This window comes from Stenotrophomonas sp. A3_2, from assembly GCF_036624925.1.
GTDB classification, from domain to species: Bacteria; Pseudomonadota; Gammaproteobacteria; order Xanthomonadales; family Xanthomonadaceae; genus Stenotrophomonas; species Stenotrophomonas hibiscicola.
Genome location: NZ_JAZKVY010000261.1, coordinates 24,116 through 46,951 on the forward strand (window position 1 = coordinate 24,116; position 22,836 = coordinate 46,951).

Annotated in this window: 15 protein-coding genes; 10 read left to right on the forward strand and 5 right to left on the reverse strand. The window is 63.2% G+C overall.

Annotation, left to right across the window (positions count from 1 at the left end):
• The first annotated feature begins 28 nt into the window (after positions 1-28).
• Both R5H29_RS12150 and greB read left to right on the forward strand, forming a co-directional pair.
• Complete coding sequence (locus tag R5H29_RS12150) at positions 29-1,534, forward strand: helicase HerA-like domain-containing protein (RefSeq protein ID WP_171952905.1); 1,506 nt, start codon at positions 29-31, stop codon at positions 1,532-1,534.
• A gap of 93 nt (positions 1,535-1,627) precedes the next feature.
• Positions 1,628-2,134 (forward strand): transcription elongation factor GreB, encoded by a 507-nt coding sequence (gene greB, locus R5H29_RS12155; RefSeq protein WP_164144886.1) that lies wholly within the window; start codon positions 1,628-1,630, stop codon positions 2,132-2,134.
• Positions 2,135-2,291: 157 nt separating this feature from the next.
• Here the strand turns inward: greB and R5H29_RS12160 are convergent, their stop codons facing one another.
• The 3 genes from R5H29_RS12160 to R5H29_RS12170 all read right to left on the reverse strand — a co-directional run bounded on the left by R5H29_RS12160 (position 2,292) and on the right by R5H29_RS12170 (position 5,004).
• Positions 2,292-3,122: a DUF3025 domain-containing protein gene (locus tag R5H29_RS12160; RefSeq protein WP_134734801.1), complete on the reverse strand. Its 831-nt coding sequence runs from the start codon at positions 3,120-3,122 to the stop codon at positions 2,292-2,294.
• Complete coding sequence (rimO, locus tag R5H29_RS12165; protein ID WP_021203404.1) at positions 3,122-4,483, reverse strand: 30S ribosomal protein S12 methylthiotransferase RimO; 1,362 nt, start codon at positions 4,481-4,483, stop codon at positions 3,122-3,124. The genes R5H29_RS12160 and rimO overlap by 1 nt, the downstream gene beginning before the upstream one ends.
• Positions 4,484-4,701: 218 nt before the next feature.
• Positions 4,702-5,004 (reverse strand): hypothetical protein, encoded by a 303-nt coding sequence (locus R5H29_RS12170; protein WP_021203403.1) that lies wholly within the window; start codon positions 5,002-5,004, stop codon positions 4,702-4,704.
• Between the two features lie 228 nt (positions 5,005-5,232).
• Here R5H29_RS12170 and R5H29_RS12175 point away from each other — a divergent pair, with 228 nt between their 5' ends.
• The 3 genes from R5H29_RS12175 to R5H29_RS12185 are packed head-to-tail and all read left to right on the forward strand — an operon-like array spanning position 5,233 to position 6,506.
• The gene (locus R5H29_RS12175) at positions 5,233-5,904 is read left to right on the forward strand and encodes a dienelactone hydrolase family protein (protein ID WP_171952907.1); all 672 of its coding nucleotides are present in this window, start codon (positions 5,233-5,235) and stop codon (positions 5,902-5,904) included.
• The gene (locus tag R5H29_RS12180; protein WP_019660615.1) at positions 5,901-6,323 is read left to right on the forward strand and encodes an HIT domain-containing protein; all 423 of its coding nucleotides are present in this window, start codon (positions 5,901-5,903) and stop codon (positions 6,321-6,323) included. Before R5H29_RS12175 ends, R5H29_RS12180 begins: the two co-directional genes overlap by 4 nt.
• A 15-nt stretch (positions 6,324-6,338) precedes the next feature.
• Positions 6,339-6,506 (forward strand): LiaI-LiaF-like domain-containing protein, encoded by a 168-nt coding sequence (locus R5H29_RS12185; protein WP_005410498.1) that lies wholly within the window; start codon positions 6,339-6,341, stop codon positions 6,504-6,506.
• A gap of 95 nt (positions 6,507-6,601) precedes the next feature.
• Here the strand turns inward: R5H29_RS12185 and dcd are convergent, their stop codons facing one another.
• Both dcd and apbC read right to left on the reverse strand, forming a co-directional pair.
• Positions 6,602-7,174, reverse strand: a complete 573-nt coding sequence (gene dcd / locus R5H29_RS12190) for a dCTP deaminase (RefSeq protein ID WP_005410499.1) — start codon at positions 7,172-7,174, stop codon at positions 6,602-6,604.
• A 75-nt stretch (positions 7,175-7,249) separates the two neighbouring features.
• On the reverse strand, positions 7,250-8,104 hold the full coding sequence (gene apbC, locus R5H29_RS12195; RefSeq protein ID WP_031270225.1) for an iron-sulfur cluster carrier protein ApbC: 855 nt from the start codon (positions 8,102-8,104) through the stop codon (positions 7,250-7,252).
• A gap of 213 nt (positions 8,105-8,317) precedes the next feature.
• Between apbC and R5H29_RS12200 the strand changes: the two genes are divergently transcribed.
• The 5 genes from R5H29_RS12200 to R5H29_RS12220 all read left to right on the forward strand — a co-directional run bounded on the left by R5H29_RS12200 (position 8,318) and on the right by R5H29_RS12220 (position 22,708).
• On the forward strand, positions 8,318-11,113 hold the full coding sequence (locus R5H29_RS12200) for a TonB-dependent receptor domain-containing protein (protein WP_171952908.1): 2,796 nt from the start codon (positions 8,318-8,320) through the stop codon (positions 11,111-11,113).
• A 353-nt stretch (positions 11,114-11,466) separates the two neighbouring features.
• Positions 11,467-14,274 (forward strand): TonB-dependent receptor domain-containing protein, encoded by a 2,808-nt coding sequence (locus R5H29_RS12205; protein ID WP_111102208.1) that lies wholly within the window; start codon positions 11,467-11,469, stop codon positions 14,272-14,274.
• A 381-nt stretch (positions 14,275-14,655) separates the two neighbouring features.
• On the forward strand, positions 14,656-17,463 hold the full coding sequence (locus tag R5H29_RS12210) for a TonB-dependent receptor domain-containing protein (protein WP_058981090.1): 2,808 nt from the start codon (positions 14,656-14,658) through the stop codon (positions 17,461-17,463).
• 169 nt (positions 17,464-17,632) lie between these two features.
• Positions 17,633-19,666 (forward strand): prolyl oligopeptidase family serine peptidase, encoded by a 2,034-nt coding sequence (locus R5H29_RS12215; RefSeq protein WP_332329226.1) that lies wholly within the window; start codon positions 17,633-17,635, stop codon positions 19,664-19,666.
• A 180-nt stretch (positions 19,667-19,846) separates the two neighbouring features.
• Positions 19,847-22,708 carry a TonB-dependent receptor domain-containing protein gene (locus R5H29_RS12220; RefSeq protein WP_019660622.1) on the forward strand — a complete coding sequence of 954 codons (2,862 nt, stop codon included), beginning with the start codon at positions 19,847-19,849 and terminating at the stop codon, positions 22,706-22,708.
• Positions 22,709-22,836 lie beyond the last annotated feature (128 nt).

Sequence of the window (22,836 nt, forward strand, 5' to 3'; positions counted from 1 at the left end):
TTGGGCTATTCACCACAAGGGCTGGACCATGGATCCGATTCTGCTCGGCAAAGGCATCACCGACGATGTGGCCGTCACCCTGCTGCCGAAACTCGGCAACCGCCACGGCCTGGTGGCCGGCGCCACCGGCACCGGCAAGACCGTGACCCTGATGACCCTGGCCGAAGGCTTTTCGCGACTGGGCGTACCCGTATTCCTCGCCGACGTGAAGGGCGACGTGTCCGGCCTGGCCGTGCCGGGCACCGGCGCCGAGAACCTGCTCAAGCGCGCCGCCGAGATCGGCGTGGCCGACTACGCACCGGCCGCCAGCCCGACCATTTTCTGGGACCTGTACGGCAAGCTCGGGCATCCGGTGCGCACCACGGTCAGCGAGATGGGCCCGACCCTGCTGGCGCGCATCCTCGAGTTGAACGACACCCAGTCCGGCGTGCTCGACATCGTGTTCAAGCTGGCCGACGACCGTGGCCTGCTGCTGCTGGACATGGACGATCTGCGCGCCCTGCTTGGCCTGGTGGCCGAGGAGCGCAAGGACATTTCCACCGAATACGGCCTGGTCAGCGCGCAGTCGATCGCCGCGATCCAGCGGTCGGTGCTGCGCCTGGCGCAGGATGGCGGCGAGAACTTCTTCGGTGAGCCGGCCCTGGAACTGGCCGACATCATGCGGGTCAATCTCGACGGCCGCGGCATGATCGGCATCCTCGCCGCCGACCAGCTCGTGCTCAAGCCCAAGCTCTATTCCACCTTCCTGCTGTGGCTGCTGTCGGAGCTGTTCGAACAACTGCCGGAGGTGGGCGACCTGGACAAACCGAAGCTGGTCTTCATCTTCGACGAGGCCCACCTGCTGTTCGACGACGCACCGCCGTCGCTGGTGCAGCGCATCGAGCAGGTGGTGCGCCTGATCCGCTCCAAGGGCGTGGGCGTGTACTTCTGCTCGCAGTTCCCCGACGACGTGCCGGGCAACATCCTCGGCCAGCTCGGCAACCGCGTGCAGCACGCGCTGCGGGCGTTCACCCCGCGCGACCAGAAAGCGGTGAAGACCGCGGCCGAGACGTTCGTGCCGAACCCGAAGCTGGACGTGGCCAAGGTACTGAGCCAGCTCGGCACCGGTGAGGCCTTGGTTTCCACGCTGCAGGACAAGGGCGTGCCGATGCCGGTGCAGCAGACGATGATCGCGCCGCCACGCTGCCGGATGGGGCCGATCACCGAAGCCGAGCGCGCCCAGGTGCGTGCCGGCAGCCCGGTCGGCAGTCGCTACGACACCGCGATCAACCGCGAATCGGCTGCCGAACTGCTGGCCCAGCGCGCACAGAAGAGCGTCGAGCAGGCGCAGGCGCCAGCCGCGCGCAGCCGCGAACAGGACGATGCGCAGGAAGGCGGTTTCGGCCAGGCGATCAAGGATGCGATTTTCGGCACCAAGCGCCGCCAGGGCATGATCGAGACCATGGCCAAGCAGACCACGCGCACGGTCGGCACCAAGCTGGGCAACCAGATCGTGCGCGGCCTGCTGGGCGGCATCTTCGGCGGCAAGCGCTGATCTGATCCGCCGCTGCCGGGGTCAGAGCCCTTCCCGCGGGAGCGGAGTCTGACCCCACCCTCCGTTCGTCCTCCGGAAAAGAAGTCGTATTGCATGTCGCGCTGGCGTCCCCCTGCAGAAAAGAGCACCGCCCTGATCACCGCCTCCGGCCACGCTCGGCTGAAGGCCGAACTGGATGACCTGTGGCGGGTACGGCGGCCCGAAGTGGTGAAAGCACTGGCCGCAGCCGCCGCAGAAGGCGACCGTTCGGAAAATGCCGAGTACACCTACCGCAAGAAGCAGCTGGGCGAGATCGACCGCCGCGTGCGCTACCTGACCAAGCGGCTGGAATCACTGCGCGTGGTCGACACTACGCCAACCGATCCGCGGGCGGTGTTCTTCGGCGCGTGGGTGGAGCTGGAGAACGTGGACAGTGGCGACACCAGCCGCTACCGCATTGTCGGCCCGGACGAGACCGACGCAGGCCTGGGCTGGATCAGCATCGATTCGCCGCTGGCGCGTGCGCTGCTGAAGAAGCGGCTGGATGACGAGTTTTCGGTGGAGCTGCCCGGCGGGCGGTTCACCTTTGCGGTGATCGGCGTGGAATACGAGACGGTGTAGAGTCGCCTGTCAGTCGACTATCGCGCGAAGCGCGGCACAAACCTCCACAGCGGGACGGCAAACGCACCGCGATCTTCATCGCGGTTGATGACTCGCCAAAGCCATCTGTCAGGCGCTCACGGCCTCGGAACGAAGAGCAGTCGACTGACAGTCGACTCTACATGGCCCCGTGCAATGGCGGCGGGTACGCGCGGCCGGCACGCAGCGGGCGGAAGTAGTCGGCATTGCGATAGAAGGCGGCATCCTGTCCCTCGTGCCACCCCGGGATTCCAGCCAACGGCAGCGGACGCAGCTGCAAGGGATCGGTCACCGCCCTGCCCTCGGCGATGGCCACGGCCACCGCGTCAACGCAGGCCGCATCGGCATCGCTGTGCACCACCACGCACTTGCCCACCAGCAATCGCCCCGGCAGCAGTGCCTGTTCCATCAGCGCATGCCCGAATACCGCGGTGATGGCGATGTCATCGCTCTGCCAGTTCACCGGGTCAAACAACGCGGGCCAGTCGTGTGCATCCCAGGCAGCCCGCAGTGAGTCATCGCGCACGCGCACGATCACACCGGTTTCGTCGAACTGGGTCAACGCGGCCTGCGCGCGGTTGCGCTGGCCAGGCGGCATGGCCTCGATATGCCCGCACTGCTGCACATTGAGCGCACGCTTCAGCTGTGGGCATGAGGCCCAGACCAGCGCATTGAACAGGTCGTGCCAGTTGTCTGCGCGGGTGGCGATGCGCCCCTGCGCGATGCGGGCTTCGTAGTGCAGGCCATCGGCCAGCAGCGCGGCGTCCTGTTCAACCAGGCGCTTCCCGGGCAATGCCAGGCGCGCATCAAGTGCAGCGATGGACGGCCAGCGAGGGCCGAGCAGCAGATCCCGGAAATCCTGCAATCCGGCAAACAACGGATGCGCGAACACCTGCGGATCGACCGCCGCACGCGGCGGCGGCACGAAGCGCCGGACACCGCTGCCGTCACCGGCGGCGGCCGTTGCGATCACAGTACCTTGAGGTCGAACGCCGGGCGGGCATTGGCCGGCAGCGCATCGCCGTACAGGTCGTGCTCGTCGCTCTCGGTGATTTCCACGTCGACGAACTCGCCCACCCGCAGCGGCACCTGATCGGCGTTCTGGATATGCACCAGGCCGTCGATCTCCGGCGCATCGGCCCTGGAGCGGGCCACGGCGATATCGCCTTCGATGGCATCGACCAGGCACTGCTGCACGGTCCCGATCTTGGCTTCCAGGCGCGCGGCGGAAATCTGCGCCTGCTTCTCCATGAAACGGGCCAGGCGTTCCTGCTTCACCTCTTCCGGCACGGCGTCAGGCAGGTCGTTGGCGGTGGCACCCTCGACCGGTGAGTAGGCGAACGCACCGACGCGATCCAGCTGCGCTTCGTCAAGGAACGACAGCAGTTCCTCGAACTCGGCTTCGGTTTCGCCCGGGAAGCCGACGATGAAGGTCGAACGCACAGTGATGTCCGGCGCGATACGGCGCCAGTTCTGCACGCGCTCCAGGGTCTTCTCCACCGCGCCGGGGCGCTTCATCAGGCGCAGGATGCGCGGGCTGGCGTGCTGGAACGGGATATCCAGGTACGGGAGGATGCGGTTCTCGGCCATCAGCGGCACCACTTCGTCCACGTGCGGATACGGGTAGACGTAGTGCATGCGCACCCACGCATCCAGCTCCGACAGGCCTTCGCACAGCGCCTTCAAACGGGTCTGGTAGGCCTTGTCGCGCCACATCTTTTCGGCGTACTTCACGTCCACGCCGTAGGCCGAGGTGTCCTGCGAAACCACCAGCAGCTCGCGCACGCCGCCACGCACCAGGCGCTCGGCTTCACGCAGCACCTCGTCGACCGGGCGCGAAACCAGCTTGCCGCGCATCGACGGAATGATGCAGAAGCTGCATTTGTGGTTGCAGCCCTCGGAAATCTTCAGGTACGCGTAGTGCCGCGGGGTCAGCTTGATGCCGTAGTCGGGCACCAGGTCCACGAACGGATCGTGCTTGGGCGGCAGTGCTTCATGCACCGCTTCCATCACGCTCTGGTAGTCCTGCGGGCCGGACACCGCCAGCACGTTCGGGTAGGCCTCGCGGATCTGCTCCGGGCGCTTGCCCAGGCAGCCGGTGACGATGACCTTGCCGTTCTGGTTCATCGCCTCGCCGATCGCGTCCAGCGACTCGGTCACCGCAGAATCGATGAAGCCACAGGTGTTGACCACCACCACGTCGGCCGAATCGTAGGACGGGACGATGTCGTAGCCTTCCGAGCGGAGCTGGGTGAGGATGCGCTCGGAATCGACAAGGGCCTTCGGGCAGCCAAGGCTGACGAAGCCGACTTTGGGGTTCAGCTGGGACATGGAATCGCGGGACTCTGGGGGCCTGGGCCCCTGCCGGCATGGCAGGGGGTCCTGGGGGCCGGGGCCTGAAAGGGCGCCAGTATACCGGGGTTGGCGGCGGCGCTCTGAACGGCCAGCCGCCCCAGTGAGGATACCGGGCTGGCCTGATGGCTCGCCGCTATCGTCCCGCGCCCTGAGACGCGCCCCGAGGAAGGGGCCGTCGTTCGGCCCCTTGTACCTCAGGAGCTGGACAATCGCTTGGCCATCGCCACAGCAAGCTCCAGCCTGCCTGTCGGAGCCTCGCGCCCGCCCGCGTCCAAGGCAGATGGGATGCCCACTACCGGGATCTCCCATGCGCAGATCTGATCGCATACGAGTTGCTTGTGCTGACAGATCGGGTGATCAGCACCGTTGTTTGCTACACACTCGGCCCAGCCCCTGGAGCACGCGGTGCACCTCGGATAAGGGTCCGCAGCCTTGGCAGGCCCCATCACCGCAAGCAATGAAATGCCCATTACTGCCATCACGATCATGCTCTTCATCAATCACTCCGTTAATTTGACGAAAAAACGCACGTGCGGCGCCAACTACGATCAAGCGCAGTGGTGCCCCGCCATCTAACCACCCTAGGCCATGGTTTCCAACCCTGCCCGCAGATAGCTGGAGACGCCAGGCAGCTGGAGATCACCGATCCGGCCCAACTGCCGACATGACGTGCACTGACGCGCACCGGATAATCGGGTTTCAGTTTCCAAAGCGAGTCAGCCGCGATGAACGAATGGATCACCCTGGATACGCACCACGGCACGGTACGGGCCTGGCAGGCACTCCCCGAGGGCACCGCGCGAGGCGGGCTGGTGGTGGTGCAGGAAATTTTTGGCGCCAACCCGCACATCCGCGGCGTGGCCGAGCGCTTCGCCGCCGAGGGCTATGCGGTGCTGGCTCCTTCGTTCTTCGACCTGGTCGATGGACCCGATGCCGACCCGGATGCCCTGCCCTACGACGCCGACGGCGTGAAGCAGGGCCTGGAAAGGGTCAGCGCGCTGGGCATGGAGAAGGCGCTGGAAGTGGTCCGCGCGGCGGCCACCCGGCTGGCCCCCTACGGCAAGGTCGGCACCGTCGGCTACTGCTGGGGCGGCACGGTGGCGATGCTGTCGGCGCTGCGGCTCGGGCTGCCGTCGGTCAGCTACTACGGCGCACGCAACGTCCAGTTCCTCGATGAGACACCCAAGGCGCCGGTGATCTTCCACTTCGGCACCCAGGACAGGAGCATCCCGCCGGAGGCCGTCCAGGCCCACCGCGACAAGCTGCCGCAGATGGCCACTTTCGTCTATCCGGCCGACCACGCCTTCAACCGCGAGGTCGGACATGCGTATGATCCAGACAGCGCCGCCCTGGCGCTGCAACGCACCCTGGACTTCTTCTCGGAGCATCTTGGATGAGCGAATTCGAACTCGATTCACGCCTGGCCACCGATAGCGTGCTGGTGGCGGAAGGACCGTTGTCGCAAGTGCGGCTGATGAACGACGAACGATTCCCCTGGCTGGTGCTGGTACCACGCCTGGCCGGGGTGACCGAGTGGATCGAGCTGGACGGCGAGCAGCAGGACAAGCTGCGCACCGAGCTCAACCGCGCCTGCAAGGCCCTGAAGGGCCACGACGGCGTGGAGAAGATCAATATCGGCGCGCTGGGCAACATCGTGCGCCAGCTGCACTTCCATGTGATCGGCCGCCATGACGGCGATCCGGCCTGGCCCGGCCCGGTCTGGGGCAGCGGCCCGGCGCACCGCTACGAGCCTGCGGCGCTGGACCAGCATGTCGCCTACTGGAAGGAACGGCTAGGATATCCAGCCCGTTCCTGAGCCTTGCCCGACCCGATGCGATTCAACCTCGTTGCCGCCATCCTGCTGATCCTGATCGGCCTGTTCATGCTCGCCAGCAACCTCGGCTGGACGCACCTGAACCTGTCCAAGCTGCTGCTGACCTGGTGGCCGGTGGCACTGGTGGGCGTGGGCATTGCGATGCTGTTCGGTCGCGGCAAATGACGTAGCGCCGGGTCGTGCCCGGCGAACGCACCGCGTGGACCATGCGAAAACGCCGGGCACGGCCCGGCGCTTTCGTCATGCAATGACGCGGGCGATCAGGTCCGCGGCAGGGTCACGCCGGTCTGGCCCTGGTACTTGCCGCCACGATCGCGGTACGACGTCTCGCAGATGTCATCGGCCGCGGCCTGGAAGAACAGCATCTGCGCCACGCCTTCGTTGGCATAGATGCGGGCCGGCAGCGGCGTGGTGTTGCTGAATTCCAGGGTGACGTGGCCTTCCCACTCCGGTTCCAACGGGGTCACGTTGACGATGATGCCGCAGCGCGCGTAGGTGCTCTTGCCCAGGCACACCACCAGGGTGTCGCGCGGGATGCGGAAGTACTCCACGGTACGCGCCAGGGCGAAGCTGTTCGGCGGGATGATGCACTCATCGGCCGTGATGTCGACGAAGCTGCCCGAATCGAAATGCTTGGGATCGACAATCGTCGAGTTGATGTTGGTGAACACCTTGAACTCGCGCGAGCAACGGACGTCGTACCCGTAGCTGGAGGTGCCGTAGCTGACGATGCGCTCGCCATTGGCCTGCTTGACCTGCCCGGCCTCGAACGGCTCGATCATGCCGTGCTGCTCGGACATGCGGCGGATCCAACGGTCACTCTTGATGCTCATGCTTTGTCCTGGGTACGAGGGGGCGCGTGGATTCTAGCAGGGGGCCGGGCGTCGCCGGCGGCCCTGCCCTGGCACCTACAGCAGCGAAGAGAGAATCGGAATGGAGGCACGCGGGCGCTTGCCCACTTCCTCGATCAGGCGCTGGGCGGCATGGCGGTAGGCCTGGGCTGGCACCGAATCGGGCTGCGCCACGGTGATCGGAGTGCCAGCATCCCCCTGCTCGCGGATGCCGATCTGCAGCGGCAGCGAACCCAGCAACGGCACACCATACTGCGCGGCCATGCGCTCGCCGCCGCCCTCGCCGAACAGGTGCTCGACATGCCCGCAGCTGCTGCAGGTATGTACCGCCATATTCTCGACGATGCCCAGCACCGGCACCTCCACCTTCTCGAACATCTTCAGCGCCTTCTTCGCATCCAGCGTGGCGATGTCCTGCGGCGTGGTAACGATCACCGCACCGGCCAGCGGAATCTTCTGGGTCAGGGTCAGCTGGATGTCACCGGTGCCCGGCGGCAGGTCGATCAGCAGGAAATCCAGGTCATCCCACAGCGTGTCATTGAACAGCTGGGTCATCGCCGAGGTGGCCATCGGCCCACGCCAGATCATCGGCGTATCCTCTTCGATCAGGTAGCCGATCGACATGGTGTCCACGCCGAACGCGCGCAGCGGCTCGATGCTCTTGTTGTCAGGGCTTTCCGGACGACCGGACAGGCCCAGCATGGCCGGTACGCTCGGCCCATAGATGTCCGCGTCAAGCACGCCCACGCGTGCGCCGAGCTGCTGCAGCGCCACGGCCAGATTGACTGCGGTGGTCGACTTGCCGACGCCGCCCTTGCCCGAACCAACCGCGATCACGTTGCGGATGCGGGCATGCGGCGTGAGTCCCTTCTGGACCTGGCTTGCATGGGGACGGCGGGGAGAACTGTTCACAACGAGCACCGGCGGGTCAGGGGGAATAACCCAACATCATACAAGCTGGACACAAGCTGACTGAAATTCAGGATTGCTACAGATTCGTGCACAGGTTGTTAAGTTCATGTTACGTTCGCTAAGCACTGGTTTTGGGCTGCGTCGCTGTTTCATTGCACGCACGATGGCGCATGCGCAGTGCCGTATTTGTATTTGCTCTTTGAACGGAACTACATGAAAGACCTTCGCAATTCCGCACGTCGCAACACCCTCGCCGTCGCCTTGATTTCCGCCCTGGTCGCCGCCTCGCCGGCAATGGCCCAGGACAAGGCCACCAACCTGGACAAGATCACCGTCACCGGTTCGCTGATCCCGCAGACCCAGGTTGAAACCCAGACCCCGGTCATGACCATCAGCGCTGAAGCCATCCAGTCGCGCGGCTTCAACAGCGTCGCCGAAGTGCTGCAGCAGTCTTCGCTGACCACCGGCGGCATCCAGGGTGGCCAGACCTCCGCCTCGTTCACCCAGGGCGCTGAAGCCGCTGGCATGTTCGGCCTGAATCCGGGGTACACCAAGTACCTGATCAACGGCCGCCCGATGATGTCCTACCCGGCGCTGTACAACGGCGGCGACGCGTTCAACAACATCAGCGGCATTCCGATCGACATCGTCGAGCGCATCGAAGTCCTGCCGGGCGGCCAGTCCTCCCTGTACGGTTCGGACGCGATCGCCGGCGTGGTCAACATCATCCTGAAGGACCACATGGAAGGCGGCAGCCTGTCCGTGCGTGGCGGCACCTCCACCGAAGGCGGTGGCAGCAGCTTCCGCGTCAGTGGCGCGCACGGCTTCTCGGCGCTGGACGACCGCTTCAATGCGCTGGTCAACGTGCAGATCGAAAGCAGCAACCCGATCTGGGGCTACCAGCGTGACCTGACCAAGCAGAACAACACCCACGGCTATACCGCACAGCTGCCGTCGAACGACTTCGCCGTCATCGACGCCAAGACCAATGCGCTGTACATGATGGACCCGGGCAACTGCGCCAATGTCGCCGGCCAGTTTGGCGGCACCACCGTGCTGGCCAACCGCCCGACCGGCCAGTCCTGCGGCTCGGTGTTCGGCGCCGGTTACAAGACCCTGAAGAACGGCAAGGACAGCGGCCAGTTCTATTCGTCGATGACCTTCGACGTGAACGACAACTTCCAGCTGTTCGCCGACGTGCTGTACAGCAAGGAAAAGACCGAGTACACCTCGGGCTCGAACTACCTGTGGTGGGGCACCAAGAGCACCATGGGCGGCTTCTACGACCAGGCGTCAGGCAAGCTGGTCAACCTGCAGCGCGCCTTTGCTCCGGAAGACATCGGCGGCGAAGGCTACAAGAGCATCCTGAACAACGACAAGAGCCGTGCCTACCAGGTCACCCTGGGCGGCAAGGGCGCAGTGGGCAACTGGGACTACAGCCTGAGCTTCACCCGCGGCGAATATCGCCTGGATGAAAGCAAGTTCCAGCGCTTCGGCAATGCCATCAACAGCTACTTCGCCGACAAGGTGCTCGGCCCGCAGCTGGGCACCAAGGATGGCTTCGGCATCTACAACACCAACTGGGGCGCGTTCTACTCGCCGATCTCGCCGGAAGATTTCGCTGGCTTCACTGGTTACACCACCAACCACAGCCGCACCTGGCAGAACCTGGCTCGCGCGCAGGTCACCAACGGTTCGCTGTTCTCGCTGCCGGGTGGCGACGCGGGCCTGGCCGTGGTCGTCGAAGGCGGCAGCGAAGGCTGGGACTACAGCCCCGACCAGCGCCTGCTGGACGGCGACGTGTGGGGCTCGTCGGCTGTTGCCGGCAACGGCCATCGCAGCAACTATGCGGTGACCAGCGAACTGCGCATGCCGCTGCTGGAGTCGCTGACGGTGACCGCTTCCGGTCGCTATGACGCCTTCAAGATCGCCGACAACACCGTCGACAAGGCCACCTACAGCGTAGGCGTGGAGTTCCGTCCGATCGAAAGCCTGCTGTTCCGCGGCAAGTACGGCACCGCCTTCCGCGCGCCGACCCTGCCCGACGCCTTCCAGGGTCGCAGCGGCTACTATGCTGCCAACTCGACCGACTACTACCGTTGCGGCGAGCTGGGCTACACCCCGGGCAACACCGACGCCTGCCGCTACGCCGACAGCGTCTCGGTCTATTCCGAGCGTGCCGGCAACCCGGACCTGGAGCCGATCACCGCCGACGTCTGGAACGCGGGTATCGTCTGGGCACCGATGGCAAACCTGTCGATCTCGGCCGACTACTACAACTGGAAGATCGAGAACGAAGTCGATACGGCCAGCACCGACCAGCTGCTGCTGGCCGAGTACTACTGCCGCAACGGCCTGCCGAATGGCTCCTCGGCCACCTGCCAGAACGTGGCCGACTGGGTCGTGCGCGATTCGGCCGGCAACCTGAGCTCGCTGTACACCCCGAAGATGAACGTGGCCCGCCAGAACCTGCAGGCCGTGACCGTCGGCTTCAAGTACCTGCAGGACATCGGCCGCTTCGGTTCGCTGCAGTTCTCGGGCAACTACACCAACATGCTGAAGCGTGAAGTGCAGGCGCAGCCGGGTGAGGACTTCCAGGACCTGCTGGGCAACCCGAAGTCGATGTGGAACTACGACAGCTACGCCAAGGTCCGTTCCGACGCGTCGGTGGCCTGGTCGCTGGACAAGTGGACCACCACGCTGTACGCGAACTACATCGGCCACACCCCGAACTACCTGGCAGGCCTGAACGGCTACGAGTACACCCACGCCGCATCGGGCTACAAGGCAGGCAAGTGGGGTTCGTACACTACCTACAACCTGAGCGTGAACTACCGTGCGCAGGATGACCTGACCCTGTCGCTGATGGTCAACAACGTGTTCAACAAGATGCCCGAACAGCAGGCCCACAGCTACCAGGGCACCTCCGGCACGCCGTTCAACAACTACCTGTACAACGTCTACGGTCGCACCGTGTACGTGCAGGCCAAGTACGACTTCGGCAAGTAATCCCGTCGTTTTCCGGGTTTGATTCCGGACCAGGCCCCGCTTCGGCGGGGCCTTTTTTTTGGATCGATATTCAGCGCGGAACAGCGACTTCCGCCGCCAGCCAGCATTTATTTACTCATCATTCATTCAGCCAGATTCGGCAAAGTCCACTGATTAATGCAACCCATTGTTTTTTAAAAGGAAAATATTATTCAAGGCCAGCCCCAGCTCAACACATTACAAAGTCGCGCAAATCAGGTTAAGCGTGTGTTACGTTCGAAAAACGCCGCCATTCTGGTTTTGAAGGCTGCTGAACCATCCATGAGTTCCCAGGAAAGGGAAAACGCGTTTCTCACGACCACACGGAGTACCGCATGTCTCGTAATGGCTTCCCGCGTCACCCGCTCACCCGCGCCGTCCTCAGCGGCCTGATCCTGGCCGGCAGCAGCGCGATCGCGCTCGCCCAGGAAAACACGCCCACCGATCTCGGACGCGTAACCGTCACCGGCTCACTGATCCCGCAGACACAGATCGAGAACCACACGCCGGTCCTGACTGTTACCGCCGAGGACATCCAGACCCGCGGCTTCACCAGCGTGGCCGAAGTACTGCAGCAGAATTCGCTGACCACTGGCGGGCTGCAGGGCGGCCAGACCTCAGCTTCGTTCACCCAGGGCGCCGAAGCCTCAGGCATGTTCGGCCTCAGCCCGAGCTACACCAAGTACCTGATCAACGGGCGGCCGATGCTGTCCTACCCCGCTCTCTACAACGGCAGCGACACCTTCAACAATCTCAGCGGCATCCCGATCGACATCGTCGAGCGCATCGAGATTCTGCCGGGCGGCCAATCGTCGCTGTACGGCTCGGACGCGATCGCCGGCGTGGTCAACATCATCCTCAAGGACCACATGGACGGCGGCGTACTGAACGTGCGTGGCGGCGCCTACACCGAGGGTGGCGGCAACGATTTCCGAGTCAGTGGCGCGCATGGCTTCAACGCCTTCGATGACCGTTTCCATGCGCTGGTCAACGTGCAGTACGAGAAGAGCAGTCCGATCTGGGGTTACCAGCGCGACCTGACCAAGCAGAACAACACCCGTGGCTACACGCCACAGGTTCCGACCAACGACTTCCTGGTCTACCTGCCGGACCAGCAGAACGCCTACGTGATGATGGATCCAAGCCGCTGTGCCAACGTGGCCAGCCAGTTCGGCGGCACCACCGTACTGGGCACGCGCGCGGTCGGTGAATCTTGCGGCTCGCCCTTCAGCGCTGGCTACAAGACGCTGAAGAACGGCAAGGAAAGCAGCCAGATCTATTCGTCGATGTCCTTTGATGTCAACGACAACTTCCAGCTGTTCGCCGATGCGCTGTACAGCCTGGAGGAGGTCCAGTACAACGCCGGTTCGGGCTACGCGTTCTGGGGCAGTGATGTCGGCTTCGGTGCGTTCGTCGACCAGGCCAGCGGCGAATACATGAACCTGCAGCGCGCGTTCGCGCCGGAGGACATCGGTCCCGCCGGCTACCGTGACACCATGAGCACTGATCGCAACAAGGCCTACCAGGTCACGTTGGGAGGGCGTGGCAACTTCGGCAACTGGGATTACAGCGCCAGCTTCAGCCGAGGTGAGTACAAGCTGACCGAGCGCAGCTTTGCGCGCTGGGCGAACGAGATCGACAGCTACTTCGAAGACCGCGTGCTGGGCCCGGTACTGGGCATCACCGACGACGGCTACAACATCTACAGCCCCAATTGGAGCGCGTTCTATTCGCCGCTGCCGGCCGGTGATTTCCAGACCTTCACCGGCTTCACCTACAACAAGAGCCGCACCTGGCAGAACCTGGGCCGCGCGCAGATCACCAACGGTTCGCTGTTCAAGCTGCCTGGTGGTGATGCCGGACTGGCCGTGGTGGCCGAAGCCGGCAGCGAAGGCTGGTCGTACACCCCTGACCAGCGCCTGCTGGACGGTAGCGTGTGGGGCACAACCTCGGTGGCCGGTGCCGGCCATCGCAGCAACTACGCGGTGACCAGCGAGCTGCGCATGCCGCTGCTGGAGTCGCTGACCGTGACCGCCTCCGGACGTTACGACGCGTTCAGGATCGCCGAAAAGACCGTCGACAAATCGACCTACAGCATCGGTATCGAGTTCCGCCCGATCGAAAGCCTGCTGTTCCGTGGCAAGTACGGCACCGCCTTCCGCGCGCCCAGCCTGTCCGACGCGTTCCAGGGGCGCAGTGGGTACTACGCCAATGGTTCGATCGACTACTTCCGCTGTGGACAGCTCGGCTTCAACCCCAGCGACACGGTGGGTTGTCCCTATGCCAATGAATCGGTGTTCGGCGAGCAGTCAGGCAACCCGGAGCTGGAAGCGATCACCGCCGACGTCTGGAATGCCGGCATCGTGTGGGCGCCGATCAACAACCTGTCGGTGTCGGTGGACTACTACAACTGGAAGATCAAGAACGAGGTCAATACGCTCAGCTCCGACCAGTTGCTGCTGGCCGAGTACTACTGCCGTAATGGCCAGACCAACAACACCTCGGCCAGTTGCCAGAACGTAAACGACTGGATCACTCGCGATGGCGCCGGCAAGCTGGAACAGATCTACACGCCCAAGATGAACATCGCCAGCCAGAACCTGCAGGCGGTAACGGCCAGCTTCAAGTACGTGCAGGACATCGGCCGCTTCGGCGCGCTGCAGTTCTCCAGCAACTACACCAACATGATCAAGCGCGAGCTGCAGCCGCAACCGGGCGATGAGTATCTGGACCTGCTGCGCGACCCGTACGCGATGTGGAACTATGACCAGTACGCCAAGGTGCGTGCCGACGGTGCGGTGGGCTGGGCGAAGGACAAGTGGACTACCACGTTGTACTTCAACTACATCGGCAAGACGCCAAACCGCATGGCGTACCTGGGCAAGGGCTACGACTACGTGCATCCGTCCGGCTACCAGGCCGGCAAGTGGGGCTCATACACCACCTACAACCTGAGCGTGAACTATCAGGCGATGGACAACCTGACGCTGTCGATGATGGTCAACAACGTGTTCAACAAGATGCCCGACGGTCAGGCACACAGTTACGCCGGCAACGTCGGCGCTCCCTATAACAGCAGCATCTACAACCCTTACGGCCGCGCCGTCTACGTGCAGGCCAGGTACGAGTTCGGCGGGAAGTAAGCAGCACACGTCTGTTGGACCAACGGCCCCGCTTCGGCGGGGCCTTTTTTTAACAAATGTTGCACGAATCCACATCCACACCATTTGTTAATATTTCATTAGCATGCCGGCCGTTACGTAAGCTATTGATTTATATATTGAATGTAAAAGTGAACAACACCGTTCCGCAGCGCAACATTTTGAAACATTCCCAAACAAGCAGCCTTAGCTTTTGATTTAAAAGAACTTTTTCAGAGAAAGCCAGCCTGTTGTTGTGACTGGACTATTTTGTCTACGTGAACGCCGTGTTACGGTCCAGCTGAATGGATTGCAACTGAACAAATCATGAAAGCTGTCAGGGAGGACGTCAGCCAGCCGACAACGCTTATACGGGGATCCATCATGTCTTGCCATCGCTCCACGCCGCTGCGCCACCCACTGACCCTCGCCCTGCTTGGCACCCTGCTCGCCTCCGGTACCGCGCTGGCGCAAAGCGGCAACGCACCGACCCAGCTTGACCGCGTCACCGTCACCGGCTCGCTGATTCCACAGACCGAAATCGAGAACCACACGCCGGTCCTGACCGTCACCGCCGAGGACATCCAGACCCGCGGCTTCACCAGTGTGGCCGACGTACTGCAGCAGTCCTCACTGTCCACGGGCGGCCTCCAGGGCGGCCAGACCTCGGCCTCGTTCACCCAGGGCGCCGAAGCGGCCGGCATGTTCGGCCTCAGCCCGGGCTACACCAAGTACCTCATCAATGGCCGCCCGATGCTTTCGTATCCAGCGCTGTACAACGGCGGCGATACGTTCAACAACATCAGCGGCATTCCCATCGACATCGTGGAGCGCATCGAGATCCTGCCGGGTGGCCAGTCCTCCCTGTATGGCTCGGATGCGATTGCCGGCGTGGTCAACATCATCCTCAAGGAACGCATGGACGGCGGCGTTCTCAACGTCCGTGGCGGCGCCTACAGCGAAGGCGGTGGCAACAGTTTCCGCCTGAGCGGCGCACACGGGTTCAATGGCGTCGATGACCGCTTCCACGCGCTGGTCAACGTGCAGTACGAAAAGACCAGCCCGATCTGGGGTTACCAGCGCGACCTGACCAAGGTCAACAATCCAGACGGCTACAGCCCGCAGTACGTTTCCAACGATTTCCTGGTGCTGCTGCCGGCCGCCAACAACCGCTACGCCATGATGGACCCGAACCTCTGCGCCAACGTGGCGGGCCAGTTCGACGGTACCACCGTACTGGGCACCCGCCCGACCGGCCAGGCATGCGGCTCGGTGTACGGCACCGGCTACAAGACCATCAAGAACGGCAAGGAAAGCGCACAGATCTACAGCTCTGCCACCTTTGACCTCAATGACAACCTGCAGCTGTTTGGCGATGCGCTGTACAGCCTGGAAGAGGTCAAGTATGCGACCGGCTCCAACTACACCTGGTGGGGCACCTCGTCCGGCTGGGGTCGCTTCTACGACCAGGCCAGCGGCCAGTACATGAACCTGCAGCGCGTGTTCGCCCCGGAAGACATCGGCGGCGCCGGCTACCGCGACATCATGAACACCGACCGCAACAAGGCCTACCAGGTGACACTGGGCGGCCGCGGCACGGCCGGCAACTGGGACTACAGCGTCAGCTTCACCCGTGGCGAGTACAAGCTGACCGAGCGCAACTTCGTGCGCTGGAACGATCCGATCAACGACTACTTCGAGCAGCGTGTGCTGGGCCCGGTGCTGGGTACCACCAGCACTGGCTACAACATCTACAGCCCGAACTGGGAAGCGTTCTATGCGCCACTGCCGGCAGGTGATTTCCAGACGTTCACCGGCTACAGCTACAGCCAGAGCCGTACCTGGCAGAACCTGGCCCGGGCCCAGGTCACCAACGGGTCGCTGTTCAAGCTGCCCGGTGGCGACGCCGGCCTGGCGGTGGTGGTTGAGGGTGGCAGCGAAGGTTGGGACTACACTCCCGATCCGGGCCTGATGGATGGCAGCGTCTGGGGCACCACGGCGGTCTCCGGCGCCGGCCACCGCAGCAATTACGCCGTGACAGGCGAACTGCGCCTGCCGCTGCATGACATGCTGACCGTGACCGGATCCGGCCGCTACGACGCCTTCAAGATCGGCAGCAACACCGTCGACAAGTCCACCTACAGCATCGGCATCGAGTTCCGCCCGATCGAGAGCCTGCTGTTCCGTGGCAAGTACGGGACGGCCTTCCGCGCGCCGACCCTGTCCGATGCCTTCCAGGGCCGCAGTGGCTACTATGCCAACGGCTCCACCGACTACTACCGTTGCGGCCAGTTGGGGTATGCCCCGAGCAACACCGCTGGCTGCCCGTATGACAGCGTATCGGTGTTCGGTACGCGTTCGGGCAACCCGGACCTGGAGCCTATCACCGCCGACGTGTGGAACGCGGGCGTGGTGTGGGCTCCGATCAATAACCTCTCGCTGTCGGTTGACTACTACAACTGGAAAATCAAGAACGAGGTCGACACCCTCAGTTCGGACCAGTTGCTGCTGGCCGAGTACTACTGCCGTAACGACCAGGCCAACAACACCTCTGCAAGCTGCCAGAACGTCAACGACTGGATCACCCGTGATGCATCCGGCGTGCTGGACGAGATCTACACCCCGAAGATGAATGTTGCGCGCCAGAACCTGGAAGCTTTGACCGCCAGCTTCAAGTACGTGCACGACATGGGTCGCTTCGGTTCGTTGCAGTTCTCGGGCAACTACACCGACATGCTCAAGCGCGAGCTGCAGCCGCAGCCGGGCGATGAGTTCCTGGACCTGCTGCGTGACCCCTACGCGATGTGGGTGTACGACTCTTACGCAAAGGTGCGCGCGGACGGCTCGATCGGCTGGGCCAAGGACAAGTGGACCACTACCCTGTATGCCAACTACATCGGCAAGACGCCGAACTACATGGCATACCTGGGCAATGGCTACGACTATGTGCACAGCTCCGGCTACAAGGCGGGCAAGTGGGGCTCCTACACCACCTACAACCTGAGCGTGAACTATCGCGCGCTGGACAACCTGACCCTGTCGCTGATGGTCAACAACGTCTTCAACAGGATGCCGGACAACCAGCGCTTCAGCTTCGCCGGCACCAGTGGCCAGCCGTACAACAATTACCTGTACAACGCCTACGGGCGAGCCATCTACGTGCAGGCCAAGTACGAGTTCGGTGGCCGCTGATCCGCTGACGCCACTTGTGCTGCAGAAGGCCCCGCTCCAGCGGGGCCTTCTGCTTTGGAACGCAACCAGGGCCGGCCAGAGTTGTAGATTTCACGCCAAGTTGACGAACCGGGCGCCCTCGTTCATCTTCAGGTCATCTTCCAGTCAAACTGCCAAGGATGCCCTGTACATGAAAGCCACACGCCTCTTCGCCCATGTGGGCGCTGCTGCTGCGCTGCTGGGCCTGGCCGTGGGCCAGGCGCTGGCTACACCGCTGCCGGTCGACGACTTCGCCAAGATTCCCGCCATCCAATCGGTCACCATGAGCCCCGATGGCAAACAGCTGGTTGCGATCATCGCTGCCCCGGGAAGCAACAACGGTGACACCGCGCTCGCCAACTGGAACCTGGACAATCTCGGCGCAGGCCCGGTGGCCATCACGCCCTCCGGCGACCGCATGAAGTTCATCGCCGCCAGCGCATTGAAGGCCGGCCGCAGCCTTGTCATCGGCCGCCAGGAACTTACCGCGCAGCTGGCCGGTTGTGGAGAAGGCAACTCGGTGGGAAACACCAAGACTTTCCTATCGAAGGCTTACCTGACCGACACTTCCCAGACCAAGTTCGACGAAGCATTCGCCGATAATTCACGCAAGCTTGGCATCAGCGAACAGACACAACGCTGCCTGGAACTGGCGGGAACTGCATCACTGGTTCACTCGCTCCCAATGGACCCTGACAAGGTCATCATTTCACAGATCAATCAGTCAACGTTCTCGGCAGGCTACTACCTGTTCAATCTCAAGACCGGACAGACCGAGCTGCTCTTCCGTGGCGACGCGCGCTCGACGCCCGGGTTGTTCCATCCCCGCAGCGGCGAACTCCTGACAAGGACCCAGATCGAACCGGCCGGGTCGAGCGAGTACGAACAGCAGATCCTGATCAAGGACAAGGCAAGCGGAAAGTTCGAGAAGCACGATGCGCTGACAACCAAGCTCAGCGAACGCTACACGATGGACGTGGCCGGCATCGATGACCAGACCGGCAAGCTCTACATCCTCACCGACAGATTTTCCGAGCAGGTGCAGGCCCGCCTGTACGACCCAGCAACCCGGACCTTCGACAAGGAGCCGCTGGCCGCCCACCCGCAGTATCCGATCAGCGGCCTCATCCTCGGCAGCAAACCCAGCAACTTCAATCAGGTTCTGGGCTTCTATGTGGATGGGCCGCGGCGCGAAGCGATCTATGTCGACCCGCAGATGAAGGCCCTCTTCGACGGCCTCAAACAGGCCTATCCGGGGAAGTACGTCGCCATCACCGGCTACAACGACGATCTCTCCCGCGTGCTCTTTACCACCAACAGTGCCGACACGCCGACGACCTATCACATACTCAGCGACCGCAAACAGGTGACCACCCTGGGCAGTGAGCGACCCTGGATCGATGGCAGGCAGATCGGCCAGCAACGCTGGGTCACCTATACCGCCCGCGACGGACGAAAGATTCCCGCCATCCTTGATCTGCCCGCGGGCTGGAAGGAAGGGGGAGAACCACTTCCAGCGCTCGTGCACCCGCACGGTGGCCCATGGGCTCGTGACTATGCCGGCTGGGATGCATCTGGCTGGGTGCCTTACTTCACCTCGCGTGGCTACGCTGTCATCCGCCCCCAGTATCGAGGCTCAACCGGCTTTGGACGCGACCACTGGCTCGCGGGTGACAGGCAGTGGGGGCTGACCATGCAGGACGACAATGACGATGCGGCTGCGTGGCTGGTGCAGCAGGGCATCGCCGCAAAGGACCGCCTGGCCATCTTCGGGTACTCCTATGGCGGCTTCGCAGCCGCTGCTGCCACGGTCCGCAGCCCCTCGCCTTTCCAGTGTGCCATTGCCGGAGCGCCCGTCACCGATCTCGGCAGAGTCGGCATGTCATGGAGCGAGAACCGCCTGCAGCGCATCCTGCAGGGGCAGACCGTCAAGGGAATGGACCCGATACAGAACACGGCCAAGGCGACCATCCCGGTACTGCTTTACGTCGGAGATCGTGACGTACGTACTCCGGCGTTCCACGCCCGATCGTTCTACAACGCAGTCCAAGGCAAGGTTCCGGCGAAGTTCGAGTTGATCGCCGACATGCCGCACAGCATGCCGTGGTACCCGAGCCACTACCGGGCCACGCTGCCGCTGATGGCCGACTTCCTGGCCAAGGACTGCGGCCCAGGCGGCCTGTAGGCCGCCCAGGGAGGCACCCTGCCGTCGTCCACGCAGCTGGGGAGCTCTGCAGGTCCCCACCGGTACATGAATACGCCATTAGCAAAAGCGCGTTACATACGGGGAATGTTCATGTTGCATTTACTTTACGCCGTACATACACTCCGTTAACCGAAGCATAACAAGTGGGGATCCGACACAATGCGCAAGACCAACCGCCTTATTACGCCCAGCCGCCTGCCGCTCGCCCTGGCAGTGATTGCCTGCCTGCAGGCAGCCCCGGTGCTGGCCCAGGAATCCACCCGCGAGGAAGCAGCGGCGTCAAGTGCTTCGACGTCTGACAAGAAGGCCACTGATCTTGACAAGGTTACGGTCACCGGCTCCCTGATCCGTCGCGCGGACTATGAAACCACCTCGCCGGTGTTCACCATCGACACCGAGCGCAATGCCGCCCAGGGCCAGACCAGCGTCAGTGAATTCCTGCAGAAGTCGGCGATCGGCGCCGCCGAAACGCAGATCACCAATCAGTTCGGCGGCTTCACCACCAATGGTGGTACCGGCGTACAGACGTTCTCGCTACGCGGCCTGGGTGCCAATCGCACGCTTATCCTGCTTGATGGCCAGCGTCCGGGCCCGGCCGGTACCCGCGGCGCGGTCGGCGCGTTCGACCTGAACGTGCTGCCCACCGCCGTCCTGCAGCGTGCCGAGATCGTGAAGGATGGTTCGTCCTCCATCTATGGCTCCGATGCCGTCGCCGGCGTGGTCAATCTGATCACCAAGAAGAACTTCGACCGTCCCGAGCTGACCGTCAGCGGTCGCGTTCCGACCGAAGGCGGCGGTGAAGTATTCTCGGCGTCGCTGGCCAACGGCTGGAACTTCGACAATGGCAGCATCGTCGCCGCCGTGGAATGGTACCGCCAGAACGAACTGACCCGCGGTGACCGCGATTTCTTCAAGTGCGCCGAAGATATCGTCTGGGACGACAAGGGCAACCGCATCGACCGCGTCGACCGCTCCATCCTGGCCGGCACCAACCTGGCCAACTGCCAGAACATGCTGCACAACGTCATCGACGTCGGTTCCGTCCGTTACGTGCCGAGCACCGATGGCAGCACGGTTGGCCCGTTCCCGGGCTATCGTCCGCGCGCCAACCAGACCTATGCCAACGGCAACCCCGTGGCGACGTATCAGGAGCCGTACAACTTCCAGGCTTACGGCCAAGCCCAGATCATCAACCGCCAAGAGCGCAAGACGGTCTACTTTGCCACTGACTTCGGCTTTGATTCGTTCAACTGGAAGACCCAGTTCCTCTACAACAACCGCACCACGGACAACTTCTCGTGGCGCCAGTTCTTCCCGACAGTGCTGATCCCCGGCACCACCACCCGCGCTCAGCCGGTGCTGCCGTTCAAGTCTGCTTCCGAGACCGAAGTTGATTACTACTACTTCGCCAACAAGTTCGATGGCGGCTTCGGCAGCAGCACCTGGGGCTGGGAAGTCAATGCCAACTACAGCCACTCCAGTGGCAAGTACAGCAACCTTGGCATCCGCAACTCGATCAGCGGCGACATCGGCCGTCCGGGTACCGGCACTGCAGCTGCGAACTACTTCGACCCGGGCTATCTGAATGGCTCGAAGGTCGACGAGCTGGTCTCGATCCTCGGCGTCTGGGCCAAGGGCAAGACCACCTACGATCAGACCACGGTCAACGCCGTGTTCAGCGGTGAGCTGTTCGATCTTCCGGCCGGTGCCGTGGCTTCCGCAGTCGGTGTGGAGTACCGCAACTACAAGATCGACGACCAGCCGGGTGCCGATTTTGCCGACATCTGGGGTTCGACCACCGCCGGTCGCACCAAGGGCGACGAGAAGGTGAAGGAAGCGTTCGTCGAACTGGATGTGCCGGTCTTCAAGGGAGTTCCGGGCATCGAGTCGCTGTCGCTGAACGGCTCGGCCCGCGTCTTCAAGTACGACACGGTGTCCGGTTCGGACAAGGTGTGGAAGTTCGGTGTCAACTGGCAGATCATCCCGTCGCTGCGCCTGCGCGGCACCATCGGTACCTCCTACCGTGCACCGGGCCTGTATGAGCTGTACCTTGGCAATCAGACCGGCTTCCAGGCGCAGACCGCGATCGATCCCTGCATCCGCTGGGCTGAAGGCAACAACAGCAACGCTGCTGCCAACTGCGCCGCTGCCGGTATCCCGGGCGACTACACCGCCGCAGGCAACAGCAGCGCCACCGTCTTCACTCGTGGCGGCGCTGGCGGCGACCTGAAGCCGGAGACCTCGCGTGCACGCAGCATCGGCCTGGTGTTCACCCCGGAATTTGCTGACCTGAGCGTTGCGATCGACTACTTCGACTACGAAGTCAGCGACCAGATCACCGCGCTGAGTGCAGCGTCCATCCTGGAAGGCTGCTACGAGTCGACCACCTATCCGAACCGCTACTGCGACCTGATGCGTCGTAATCCGAATTCGGGTACCAACGCGAACATGATCACCGAGGTGTATGCGCAGTACCTGAACATCAACCGCCAGCGCACCCGCGGCTGGGATCTGACCCTGAACTGGGAACACGAGTTCAGCTTCGGCAAGTTCTCGCTGGACTCGCAGGTCACCTACACGGTTGAAGACACCGCCGAGCTGTTCGACAGCGCAGCGGCCAGCGGCCTGTCCTCGTCGGACCAGCTGGGTGATTTCGGTCGCCCGGACCTGGTCGGCAACCTGGGCCTGAGCCTGGAGCGTGGCGACTGGACCTACAACTGGATGACCCAGTACATCGCGTCGACCAAGGACCCGGACCTGCTGGAGACGTTCACCTATCAGGGCCGTCCGAATTCCTACCGCGACATCACCGCTGGCAGCCGCTGGTATCACACCGCCTCGGTGAGCTACGAGCAGGCCGATTGGCAGATTCTGGTGGGCGTCTCCAACGTGTTCGATGCCAAGCCGCCGCTGATCTCCAGCAGCGTCTACTCTTCGCGCTACGGCAACACCCACCCGTTCGCCACCCAGTACGACTACTACGGTCGCACCCCGTTCGTGCGCCTGAAGTACAAGTTCTGATCCACCGCTGACCGCAACACCCGACAGACCCGGCTTTTGCCGGGTCTGTCTTTTCCGGGCCACCAAGCGGCCCCCTTGCACCCGGCCATGACCTTCGACACCCTTGCAGGTCTGGCCGGCGGCGTATC